General features: G+C 69.9%; 12 protein-coding genes. 3 read left to right on the forward strand and 9 right to left on the reverse strand.

Annotation, left to right across the window (positions count from 1 at the left end):
* Positions 1–395 precede the first annotated feature (395 nt).
* From AX737_RS37485 to AX737_RS37455, 7 genes are all read right to left on the reverse strand, one after another.
* Complete coding sequence (locus tag AX737_RS37485) at positions 396–1220, reverse strand: succinate dehydrogenase iron-sulfur subunit (RefSeq protein WP_066925412.1); 825 nt, start codon at positions 1218–1220, stop codon at positions 396–398.
* A 23-nt stretch (positions 1221–1243) separates the two neighbouring features.
* Positions 1244–1618, reverse strand: a complete 375-nt coding sequence (locus AX737_RS37480; protein ID WP_156453908.1) for a DUF5615 family PIN-like protein — start codon at positions 1616–1618, stop codon at positions 1244–1246.
* A complete protein-coding gene (locus AX737_RS37475) occupies positions 1615–1860 on the reverse strand; it encodes a DUF433 domain-containing protein (RefSeq protein WP_066925406.1) in 246 nt (81 codons plus the stop codon). Before AX737_RS37475 ends, AX737_RS37480 begins: the two co-directional genes overlap by 4 nt.
* Positions 1861–1949: 89 nt before the next feature.
* Positions 1950–3767 (reverse strand): succinate dehydrogenase flavoprotein subunit, encoded by a 1818-nt coding sequence (gene sdhA / locus AX737_RS37470; protein ID WP_066925403.1) that lies wholly within the window; start codon positions 3765–3767, stop codon positions 1950–1952.
* A gap of 22 nt (positions 3768–3789) precedes the next feature.
* Positions 3790–4203: a succinate dehydrogenase, hydrophobic membrane anchor protein gene (gene sdhD, locus AX737_RS37465; protein ID WP_066925401.1), complete on the reverse strand. Its 414-nt coding sequence runs from the start codon at positions 4201–4203 to the stop codon at positions 3790–3792.
* A gap of 11 nt (positions 4204–4214) precedes the next feature.
* Positions 4215–4616 carry a succinate dehydrogenase, cytochrome b556 subunit gene (gene sdhC / locus AX737_RS37460; protein WP_066925398.1) on the reverse strand — a complete coding sequence of 134 codons (402 nt, stop codon included), beginning with the start codon at positions 4614–4616 and terminating at the stop codon, positions 4215–4217.
* Between the two features lie 154 nt (positions 4617–4770).
* Positions 4771–6072: an SLC13 family permease gene (locus AX737_RS37455; protein WP_066925395.1), complete on the reverse strand. Its 1302-nt coding sequence runs from the start codon at positions 6070–6072 to the stop codon at positions 4771–4773.
* A gap of 169 nt (positions 6073–6241) precedes the next feature.
* Here AX737_RS37455 and AX737_RS37450 point away from each other — a divergent pair, with 169 nt between their 5' ends.
* Positions 6242–7126: a LysR substrate-binding domain-containing protein gene (locus AX737_RS37450; RefSeq protein ID WP_197430694.1), complete on the forward strand. Its 885-nt coding sequence runs from the start codon at positions 6242–6244 to the stop codon at positions 7124–7126.
* Between the two features lie 61 nt (positions 7127–7187).
* Positions 7188–8873: a thiamine pyrophosphate-binding protein gene (locus tag AX737_RS37445; protein ID WP_238231397.1), complete on the forward strand. Its 1686-nt coding sequence runs from the start codon at positions 7188–7190 to the stop codon at positions 8871–8873.
* A gap of 113 nt (positions 8874–8986) precedes the next feature.
* Here the strand turns inward: AX737_RS37445 and AX737_RS37440 are convergent, their stop codons facing one another.
* Both AX737_RS37440 and AX737_RS37435 read right to left on the reverse strand, forming a co-directional pair.
* A complete protein-coding gene (locus AX737_RS37440; protein WP_066925389.1) occupies positions 8987–9412 on the reverse strand; it encodes a hypothetical protein in 426 nt (141 codons plus the stop codon).
* A 53-nt stretch (positions 9413–9465) separates the two neighbouring features.
* Positions 9466–10158 carry a glutathione S-transferase family protein gene (locus AX737_RS37435; protein ID WP_066925386.1) on the reverse strand — a complete coding sequence of 231 codons (693 nt, stop codon included), beginning with the start codon at positions 10156–10158 and terminating at the stop codon, positions 9466–9468.
* Between the two features lie 242 nt (positions 10159–10400).
* On the opposite strand from AX737_RS37435, the gene AX737_RS37430 reads away from it, so the two are divergent.
* The gene (locus AX737_RS37430; RefSeq protein ID WP_066925384.1) at positions 10401–11204 is read left to right on the forward strand and encodes an undecaprenyl-diphosphate phosphatase; all 804 of its coding nucleotides are present in this window, start codon (positions 10401–10403) and stop codon (positions 11202–11204) included.
* Positions 11205–11475: the final 271 nt, after the last annotated feature.

Below are 11475 nucleotides of genomic sequence, written 5' to 3' on the forward strand. Positions count from 1 at the left end.
ACAGAAACGGACGCGTCATCGACCTCGGATCCCGTGGGGCGCCCCCTCGCGGCGCGCGGTCCCTGCCTCGCCATCAAATGCGATGCCCGCAAGGCGGTGCCGGGTCGGGCCCTCTGGGAAGCGGGGACGGGGCGGGATTTCCGCCGGACTGTGGCGCCCCGGTCGCACCCGCGCGTCTCGAGCAGGTCCGAGACGAAACGGCCTGGATGCCGCCACCCCGGCCGCCGGGAGCCAACAGGGTCGTGGATCCCAAAGGTCGAGACCTTTGGCGGGTGCAGGGTGGAACCCTGCATTTGGAACCTCCACCCCGGCTTTGCCGGGTCGGCGATCCCAAGCCAGGGGCTTCGCGCCCCTGGACCTCGCCCAAGGGGCTCGCCCCTTGGGGATCCCGGGACCTAGACCGCGCGCTCGACCATCATCTTCTTGATCTCGGCGATGGCCTTGGCCGGGTTCAGGTTCTTCGGGCAGGTGTTGGCGCAGTTCATGATCGTGTGGCAGCGGTAGAGCCGGAACGGGTCGTGCAGGCTGTCGAGCCGGTCGCCGGTGTTCTCGTCGCGCGAGTCGATCAGCCAGCGATAGGCCTGCAGCAGGGCCGCCGGGCCGAGGAAGCGGTCGCCGTTCCACCAGTAGCTCGGGCAGCTCGTGGTGCAGCAGGCGCACAGGATGCACTCGTAGAGGCCGTCGAGACGGGCGCGGTCCTCCGGCGTCTGGCGCCACTCCTTCTCGGGGGCGGGCGTCTCGGTCTGGAGCCAGGGCTCGATCGCGGCGTGCTGGGCGAAGAAGTTGGTCAGGTCCGGGACCAGATCCTTCAGCACCGGCATGTGCGGGAGGGGATAGATCCGCACCGCGCCGTCCTTGTCCTTGCGGGTGAGGATCGGCAGGGCGTTGTCGGGGCTCTTGCACTCGTCGATGCCCATCGTGCAGGCCAGCGTGTTCTGGCCCTCGATGTTCATCGCGCAGGAGCCGCAGATGCCCTCGCGGCAGGAGCGACGGAAGACCAGCGTCGAGTCGACCTTGTTCTTGATCCACAAGAGCGCGTCGAGCACCATCGGCCCGCAATCGTCGCGGTCGACCTGATAGGTGTCGATCCGCGGGTTGGCGCCGTCGTCCGGGTTCCAGCGGTAGATGCGGAAGGTCTGCAGGTTCTTCGCCCCGGCCGGCGCCGGCCAGGACTTGCCCTCGCGGACCTGCGAGTTCTTGGGGAGTGCGAACTGAGCCATAATTCTGCTTTCAGCGAAGACGGTCAGAGAGACGTGTCGGAGGCGAGGACGCGAACCCGCACGCGGTCGTCCTCGATCGTAACGATGGCGCCCGTGCCGAGCGGGGCCTGATGTTCGGTGATCACGCGCACTACCAGGGGCAGGTGGCGTTCCATCTCCACCCGACCGCAGCGGATCTGGATGACGCTTGGCGCGATCAGCGCCTGCCGCGTCAACGCCGCGCCGAAATCGAGATCGCGGGTGAGCACGACCGCGTCGTTCGCGCGCGCCCACGCCATGATCGCGTCATCGGCAGCATCCTGTGGGCCGAGCGCACTCCAATGGACGGCATCGACCCCCTTCCCGTGCAAGCCGGCGATCCAGGCGACCGACAGGTTCATGTCAACGACGAGTTTCATTCTGCCGCAGCCAGCGCGACATCGCGGAAACTCGCCAGCGAGGCTCCGAAGCGGAGCGCTTCGAGAATGTCCTCACGCTCCAGATACGGGTACCCGGCGAGCAGTTCGTCGACCGTCGTTCCGCCGCCCAACTCGCCGAGGATCATACTCACGGTCACGCGCATGCCGCGAATGCAGGGCTTGCCCCCCATGACGGCGGGGTCGACCGAGATCCGGGGGAAGCTCTGGAAGGTATGCATCATGACAGACCTCCTCGACGCGGCACGTGGGCGGAAGCGCTACGGGTGCGTCGCGCGAACCAGGAACGATTCGCGCGACGCGGTCATAAAAATCAATACACGCGCGCCTTCGGCTCGATGTACTGGATCTCGTTCGACATCGTGTAGGTGTGGACCGGGCGGTAATCGATCGTGGTCCGGTGCGCGCTCTCGTCGAGCCAGGAGAGGGTGTGCTTCATCCACTCCTTGTCGTCGCGGTCCGGGAAATCCTCGCGGGCATGCGCCCCGCGCGATTCCTTGCGGTTGGCGGCCGATTCCATCGTCACCACCGCCTGGCCGATCAGGTTGTCGAACTCCAGGGTCTCGAGGAGGTCGGTGTTCCAGACGAGCGAGCGATCGGTGATCTTCACGTCGGCGGCCGCGTGCCAGACCTTGTTGATCAGGCCGCGCCCCTCCTCCAGCACCTCGCCGGTGCGGAAGACCGCGCAGTTGTTCTGCATCGTCTTCTGCATCTCCAGGCGCAGCTCCGCGGTGGGCGTCGCGCCGTCGGCGTAGCGGAAGCGGTCGAGCCGGCTGAGCGCCTTGTCGGTCGCCTCCTTCGGCGCGTCCGGGATCCGGCCGTTGGCCTCGACGATGTCGGCGCAGCGCAGGCCAGCCGCGCGGCCGAACACCACGAGGTCGATCAGCGAGTTCGAGCCGAGGCGGTTGGCGCCGTGCACCGAGACGCAGGCCGCCTCGCCGATCGCCATCAGGCCCGGCACGACGGTGTCCGGGTCGCCGTTCTTAAGGGTCAGCACCTCGCCGTGATAGTTCGTCGGGATGCCGCCCATGTTGTAGTGCACGGTCGGCAGGACCGGGATCGGCTCCTTCGTCACGTCCACGCCCGCGAAGATCTTGGCGCTCTCCGAGATGCCCGGCAGGCGCTCGTGCAGGATCTTCGGGTCGAGGTGGTCGAGGTGGAGGAAGATGTGATCCCCGCCCTTGCCGACGCCGCGGCCGGCCCGGATCTCCATGGTCATCGAGCGCGAGACCACGTCGCGCGAGGCGAGGTCCTTGGCGGACGGCGCGTAGCGCTCCATGAAGCGCTCGCCCTCGGAGTTCGTCAGGTAGCCGCCCTCGCCGCGCGCGCCCTCCGTGATGAGGCAGCCCGCGCCGTAGATGCCGGTCGGGTGGAACTGCACGAATTCCATGTCCTGCAGCGGCAGGCCGGCGCGCAGTACCATGCCGCCGCCGTCGCCCGTGCAGGTATGGGCCGAGGTCGCCGAGAAGTAGGCGCGGCCGTAGCCGCCGGTCGCCAGGATGGTCATCGCGGCGCGGAAGCGGTGGATCTCGCCGGTGGCCTGATCCATCGCGATGACGCCGCGGCAGCGGCCGTCCTCGTCCATCATCAGGTCGAGGGCGAAGTACTCGATGAAGAAGTTGGTCTGGTTCTTCACCGCCTGCCCGTAGAGGGTGTGCAGCATGGCGTGGCCGGTGCGGTCGGCCGCCGCGCAGGTGCGCTGGGCGGTGCCCTTGCCGTAATCGGTGGTCATGCCGCCGAAGGGCCGCTGGTAGATCTTGCCTTCCTCGGTCCGCGAGAACGGCACGCCCCAATGCTCGAGCTCGTACACCGCCGCCGGGGCGTTGCGCACGAGGTACTCGATCGCGTCCTGGTCGCCGAGCCAGTCCGACCCCTTCACGGTGTCGTACATGTGCCAGCGCCAGTCGTCCGGGCCCATGTTGCCGAGCGAGGCCGAGATGCCGCCCTGCGCCGCCACGGTGTGCGAGCGGGTCGGGAAGACCTTGGAGATGCAGGCGGTGCGCAGGCCGGCTTGGCTGCAGCCGACGGTGGCGCGAAGCCCCGCGCCGCCGGCCCCGACGACGACGACGTCGAAGCTGTGGTCGTTGATGGTGTAGGCGGGCTGCGACCCGTTGGTGCCGTTGGCGGCCATGGAAGAGCTCCTGTCGTTCGGGTCAGACGAGGCGGCCCAGCCCCACGCGCAGGATCGCGTAGAAGCAGGCCACGGCGACGACGACCGTGTAGATGGTGTTGGCGAACAGAGCGGTGACGCGCAGCGCCTTGTCGTGGACGTAGTCCTCGATGATCACCTGCATGCCGACGCGCATGTGCAGCGTGACCGAGAGGACGGTGAGGATCAGGACGATCGCCACGAGCGGGTGCCCGATCAGCGCCACCGCCTCCGGGTAGGGGCGGCCGGCCATCATCGCCACGATGATCACGAAACCGATGATCAGCGGAGGGTTGGCGGCGGCGGTGAGGCGCTGGAACCACCAGTGGTCGGCCCCGTGCCCGGAGGCGCCGAGGCCGCGCACGCGGGCGCGCGGGGTGCGGATAGAGACGTTCGTGTCCTGGCGGTTGTCGGCCATCTCTGCCTCCGTCAGCGCAGCGTCAGGGCGGCGGCCCAGATCACGAGAGTGAGGGCCACCGAGCCGATCAGCGTGAAGCGCGACAGGTTCATGCGGGTGGTGCGGTCGAGGCCGACGCCGAAATCCCAGACGAAGTGGCGCAGGCCCCCCAGCATGTGGTGCATCAGGATCCAGGTGTAGCCGAACAGCACGATCCGCCCGATCCACGAGCCGAAGAACCACGCCACCCAGCCGTAGGCCGCCGGGCCGGAGGCGAGGGCCACCAGCCAGATCGCGACCAGCGCCGTGCCGCCGTAGAGGGCGGTGCCGGTGATGCGGTGGGCCACCGACATCGCCATCGTCCAGGTCACGCGGTAGATCTGGAGGTGCGGCGAGAGGGGTTGGGCCGTGGTCGGCCGGGCGGTGGGTGCCATCGTGTCGGGCCTCGCAGTTGCGAACTGAAGCGTCTCTAAACTGGTAGGGCTAGGCCGCCGAGGGGCAAGCCGCAATGCGGCATGAACGATCCGGCGGATCTGTCACGCTTATGATTCTGAATACGATTTCTTCGTACTCGCCCCTGCGCCCGCCTCATGGCAGCCACCCGAGCGCGCGCCACCAGAGGTAGTTCAACGGCGCTGCAACAACGAGTGATGCGGTGCCGAAGGCGACGGTGAGGCGGGTGGCGTCCCGCAGGGACACGCCGCCCAGCTCGCGCGCGAACACGATCGGCGGCGCTTGGTAGGGGAAGAACACGGTACTGTAGCCCACGACCTGAATCATCACCACGGTCAACGCGGGCAGCCCGCTTCCCGTCGCCATCTCGCCGGCGAGGGCCGTGTAGAGCGCGGGCGCGCCGTTGGCGGTGACGAGGAGCGTCAGCGCGGTGGCGATGCCGGTGAGCACGGCGTAGTTCTGGGCGTCGGCGCCCGGCTCCAGGGGGGCGACGGCGAGCAGGGCGTGGCCGAGGCGGGCGCCGAGCCCGGTCTCGTTGACGAGCGCCACGAGGCCGAGCAGGGCCGCGATGTAGAAGCAGGTGCGCAGCGAGACCTGCCCGAAGGCGTCGGCCGGGATCACGCCCACGCGCGGCATGATGCAGAGCGCGGCGGCCGCGAGCCCGATCCAGGCCGGGGCGATGCCGTGCAGGCTGTCGGTCGCCCAGAGCGCCAGGGTCGCGACGAGGAGTGCGGCGAGCCGCCGTTCCGCGCCCGAGAGCGGGGCCGTGGCGGCGGCGCCGTCGCGCCGGGGCTCCAGCCGGTCGGGGAAGAGGCGCACGACGAGGAGCGTCAGGAGGCCGCCCTTCGCGACCGCCAGGACCGGGCCGTGCAGCCAGAGATAGGGCAGGTAGGAGAGATGCAGCCCGAGCAGGCTCTCGGCGGCGCCCGCCATGACGAGGTTCGGCACGTTGGCGGGCAGGATCGCGGCCGAGAGGTTGGGCGTCGCCACGCCCACGGCCAGCACGGCGGCGGCCCGTCCCGGCCGCCCGGGGCCGAGGCCGAACCGGTCGCACAGCGCCAGCGTCACCGGGATCATCAGGGCGATGCGCCCGAGATTGGAGGGCATCACGAAGGCGAGGGCGACGCTGAAGGCGACGAGTCCGCCGATGAAGCGCGGGTAGGAGCCGCCGAGCCGGCCGGAGAGCCCCTGCGCCAGGCGCGCCCCGAGCCCGGTGCGGGTCATCGCCTGCCCCACCACCATGCCGGCGAGCACCAGCCAGAAGGCGGAGGCCGCAAACCCCGAGAACACGGTGGCGGGCGCCCCGAGCTTCAGGAGCATCGCCAGCGCGAAGAAGACGAGGACCGTGACGATCTCGGGGATCAGCGCGGTCGCCCACAGGCCCATGCAGAGCACGAGCAGGGCGCCGGTCGCCCAGATGGCCGCCTCTCCGTGCATGGATGAACCCCCGTTCGAGGCCGGCAGCATTCTGCCGGTCTGGAACCGTTCGCAATTCGGGACTCGTTGACGGAGCCTTCGTGGAAGGCGAAGGCAAGGGCTCGGAAATCCCCCGCAGAGTGAGGAGGGAGAGCGACGCGCTTCGCCCCTCACGGATGCTGGAGCCACGATGATGCGCTTCGACCTCGTCGATCTCTCGCTGTTCCGCCACGTGGTCGAGGCCGGCTCGATCACGCACGGGGCGGCGTGGGCGCATCTCGCACTCGCCGCCGCCTCGACACGGATCCGCGGGTTGGAGGAGAGCCTCGGCGCCGCCCTCCTCACCCGCAGCCGCCTCGGCGCCAGCCCGACGCCGGCGGGGCGGGCGCTTCTCGCCCACGCCCGTACGATCCTGGCGGCGGTCGAGCGGATGCAGACCGAGCTCTCGGCCTTCTCCGGCGGCACGGTCGGGCAGATTCGGGTGGTGGCGAACACCAACGCGCTGACCGAGTTCCTGCCGGAGGCCCTCTCGGCCTATCTGGCGGCGCATCCCGGCGTCAGCGTCGACATCGACGAGCACACCTCGGACGAGATCGTCGGGCTGGTGGCCGAGGGCGCGGCCGATCTCGGCATCCTCTCCGGCACGGTCGACACGGCTGCGCTGCAGACCTTCCCGTTCCGGCAGGACCGCTTCGTGGTGGCGGCGGCGAGCGGCCACCCGCTGGCGGGGCGGGAGGCCGTGTCCTTCGCGCAGGTGCTGGAGCACGATCTCGTCGGTCTCGACCGGGCGAGCGCCATCACGCGCTTCCTCGCCGAGCGCGCGGCGCGGATCGGACGCCCGATGCGGCTGCGGGTCCAGTTGCGGGGCTTCGATGCGGTCTGCCGGCTGGCCGACGCCCGGGTGGGGCTCGGCATCGTGCCGGAGAGCACGGCGCGCCGCGCCGCCCGCGGGCTCGACATCGCCGTGGTGCCGCTGACCGATCCCTGGGCCAGCCGCGACCTCACCTTGTGCCTGCGCGACCTTGCGGCGCTTCCGGCCTTCGCGCAGGCCTTCGTGGCGCATCTGCGGGCCTGACGCGGGGGGCGGCTTGGCGTAGCCTCTCGCCTTTCGGATGGAGCGAGAGGAGCGGGCTGGCGTGATCGCGACGGTGGATTCGGTGGCCCCGCGGCGCGGGGCGGCGCTGCTCCTCGAGGTGCTGCGCTCGGAGGGCGTGCGCTACATCTTCGGCAATCCGGGCACCACGGAGCTGCCCCTCATCGACGCGCTCACCGAGACGCCGGACATCGCCTACGTGCTGGCCCTGCAGGAGGCGAGCGCGGTCGCGATGGCGGACGGCTACGCGCAGGGCGCGCGGCGCCCGGCCTTCCTCAACCTGCACACGGCGGGCGGGCTCGGGCACGGCTTCGGCAACCTGATCAACTCGCACGTCTCGGGCACGCCGCTGGTGGTGACGGCGGGCCAGCAGGATTCGCGGCACGCCATCACCGACCCGCTGCTCTCGGGGGACCTCGTCGCCATCGCGACGCCCGCGGTGAAATGGGCGCGCGAGGTGACGAACGCCGACCAGCTCGCGATCCTGCTGCGGCGCGCCTTCCACGACTGCAACGCCGCGCCCTCCGGCCCCGTCTTCCTGTCGCTGCCGATGGACGTGATGGAGGCGATGACGGCGGCGCCCGCGGGCGCGGTCTCGACCATCGACCGCTGCGCCACGGCGGGCTCGCTCGACCGCCTGGCCGACCACCTCGCGGCGGTGCCGCCCGGCCGGTTGGCGCTGATCGCGGGCGACGAGATCGATTCGAGCGACGCCTCGTCCCAGGCGGTGGCGCTGGCCGACCGCCTCGGCGCTCCCGTCTACGGCTCGTCCTGGCCGGCCCACATCCCCTTCCCGACGGCGCACCCGCTCTGGGCCGGAAACCTGCCGACCAAGGCGACGGAGATCGCAGAGATCCTGGGAGGTTACGACGCAGTCTTCGCGCTGGGTGGCAAGTCGTTGATCACGGTCTTGTACACCGAGGGCTCGGCGGTGCCGGCCTCGACGCAAGTGTTCCAGCTCTCGGCGGACGTGCGCGACCTCGGTCGCACCTATACCACGACGCTCTCGATGGTCGGCGACATCCGCGCCTCGCTCGACGCGCTGCTGCCGCTGCTGGAGCCCCGCCTCGCGCCCCAGGCGGAGGCCTACGCGAAGCTGCGTGCGCGGGCGGCGGAGGCGCGGGTGGCCCGGCGCGCCCGGCTCGCGGAGGCGGCGGATGCCGCCTTCGCCGACCCGGTGATCGCGCCGCTGGTCGCGGCCCGCGAGGTGGCGCGCGCGGTCGGTCACGATGTCGCGATCGTGGACGAGGCGCCCGCGACGCTCACCCACCTGCGCACCTTCCTCGACAGCCCGAACACCCACCAGTACGCGGCCATGCGCGGCGGCGTGCTCGGCTGGGGCATGCCGGCCGCGGTCGGCTTCTCGCTCGGCCTCGACCGCGCGCCCGTGGTCTGCGTGGTCGGGGACGGGGCCGCGATGTACTCGCCCCAGGCGCTCTGGACGGCGGCGCACGAGCGCCTGCCGGTCACCTTCGTGGTGATCAACAACGCCGAGTACAACATCCTGAAGCGGTTCATGAAAACGCAGACCCACTACGCCTCCGTGCGGGCCAACCGCTTCATCGCGATGGACCTCGTCGATCCGCGCATCGACTTCCCGTCCCTGGCCGCCTCGATGGGCGTGCCGGCCCGGCGGATCGAGCGGGCCGGCGACATCGCGCCCGCGATCGAGGCGGGGATCCGCTCAGGGAAACCGAACCTCGTGGAGGTGGTGGTTCAGGCGACGTGATACGGTTACCGTTCGATCGCCTCAGCGCGCACGGGTCCCCCCCTCTCCCCGCGCGCGGGGAGAGGGGAAGCGCGGCATCTTAAAGCGGTAGGAGAGGATGTTTGCTGGGTGGATCAAGCACTTGATGCTTGATCCTCGCAAGGTGCGTGAGACTGTGCGCTGTCCGGCCCTGGCCGCTGGGCGTTCCAGATCGCTTCGAGCAGTTCCAGCGCGTCCTCGGTGTACGCGATGTCCCCGGTCCAGTAGCGGACGAGGACGTCGAGGTTCTTCTCGACCCAGGCTTCCTGGGCCCGCTCCTCGCCCGGGCCCAGGCGATGCCCGTCCACGAACCGGTAGGGCCGGAGCGCGTAGGATCCCATCTGGGCGTTGCGCACCTTCGGGTTGGGCGAGACCTTCACGCGGACGTCGTGCTGGGCGCCGTCGCGCTGCGAGATGAAGACGATGAAGGGCAGGCCCGTTCTCTGAGACCGCAGATTGGCCATGCCGAACGTCGCCTGCCCCTGAGGCTCGTCGGTGTGGCGGGTGCTCCGGAAATTCATCCCGGCCTCCTCGATCCGCCGCCGTCTGAGCCGGAATGGTGCGCCGCCCCGTTCTAGAAATCCAGGTCCGCGTAGTGCGGCGCGGGCGGCATGCCCGGCACACGGTCGGCGAGCAGGCTGCGGAACGAGGGCCGCGACTTCACCCGCGCGTACCAGTCCCGCGCCGTCTCATCGTCGTCCCAGGGCACGTCGCCGAGATAGTCCACGCAGGAGAGATGCGCCGCCGCGGCCAGATCCGCGTAGGTGAGGTGGTCGCCCGCGATCCAGCGACGCCGGGCCATCAGGTAGCCGATGTACTTGAGGTGGTAGCCCACGTTGATCCGCGCCGCCCGGATCGCGTTCATGTCCGGCGCCCCGCCCCCGTCGCGGCTCGACATGAAGCGCTTCGAGATCTTCTCGGTGACGAGGTAGCCCGTCACCTCGGCGTCGAACTTCACAAGGAACCATTCGAGCAGGCGGCGCACCTCGACCCGGTCGGCGGTCGCCTCCGGCATCATCCGCCGGCCGGTCAGGCCGAGGCCCCGGGTCTCGTCGAGATACTCGGCGATGATCCCGGCGCCCGGCACCACGAGGCCGCCCTGCTCCAGCAGCACCGGCGTCTGGCCGGCCGGGTTGAGCATCAGGAACTCGTCCCGCCGCTCCCAGGGCTTCTCCTCGGCGAGCACCGGCTCCATGCCCATCTCGGCGAGCACGAGCCGGATGAAGCGGGAATTGGCGCAGAAGGGAAAGTGATAGAGCGTCGCCATCGAGGCCGTTCGAAACGGGCGGGGTGCCGGCCGGACGCACCGCAGGAAAACTTCGCGGGACCGGGCAGGAGGATGAGATATGTCCCGATCGTTGCCGACCCCTTAACACGCCGGCCTCTCTCCGGTAACTGCCCGTCAACCTTGGCGGCCGTTCGCTGGGTCTTGCGTTCCCTGGATCTTGGCGGCCGCCCACTCTTTCGGGCTATGCGGGCCCGCTCACCGGACAATCGAGGCGGACAGACATGGATGCGATGAGCATCGCGAAGGCGGTCGTGCTCGCGGTCGTCGAGGGCGCCACCGAGTTCATCCCGGTCTCCTCCACCGGCCACCAGCTCCTCGTCGGGCACTTCATCGGCTTCCACTCGCCCAACAACACCTTCGAGGTGCTGATCCAGCTCGGCGCCATCCTGGCGATCCTGGCCGTGTATTTCCGGCGGCTGCTCGCCATCGCGACCGCCCTGCCCCGCGACCCGAACGCGCGCCGCTTCGTGCTGGCGATCCTGCTGGCCTTCCTGCCGGCGGCGATCATCGGCGGCCTCTTCTCGAAGCTGATCAAGGCCTACCTGTTCAACCCCTGGATCGTCTGCGCCACCCTGGTGGCGGGCGGCCTCGTGCTGCTCGTCCTCGACGACACCGAGCTGGAGGTGAAGAAGACCGACGTCTACGATTTCAGCCTGCCCATGGCGCTGAAGATCGGCGTGTTCCAGTGCCTCGCCATGATCCCGGGCGTGTCGCGCTCGGGCGCCACCATCGTGGGCGCGATGCTGATGGGCGCCGACAAGCGCTCGGCCACCGAGTTCTCGTTCTACCTCGCCATGCCGACCATGGCGGGCGCCTTCGCCAAGGACCTGCTCGACAACTACAAGAACCTCAACGCCGACGACACGGGCCTGATCGTGATCGGCTTCGTGGTGGCCTTCTTCGCGGCGCTGATCGTGGTGCGCACCGTCCTCGACTACGTCGCGCGGCACGGCTTCTGGCTGTTCGCGTGGTGGCGCATCATCGTGGGCGCGCTGGGCTTTGCGGGGCTCATCATCCTGGGTTGAGACCATTTGCACGGGCTCGGCCGATCGGGCGATTGCCACGCTTGTCCCGGTATGCGAGGGCAGGTGACGAAGAACGGGCGGATGTAACCGTCCGCCCGAGGATTCGCAGGGCCCGCCGCGCATGGAAGACAGACCGCTCGCCGACCTCTTCGAGCCCGCCACCCGCGAGCGCTGGCTCGGCCTCGTCGCGGGCGTGCTCAAGGGCGCCGACTTCGAGAAGCGCCTCGTCTCGAAGACCGCCGACGGCCTGCGCATCGAGCCCCTGTACGAC

The organism is Methylobacterium sp. CCH5-D2 (assembly GCF_001556475.1).
GTDB classification, from domain to species: Bacteria; Pseudomonadota; Alphaproteobacteria; order Rhizobiales; family Beijerinckiaceae; genus Methylobacterium; species Methylobacterium hispanicum.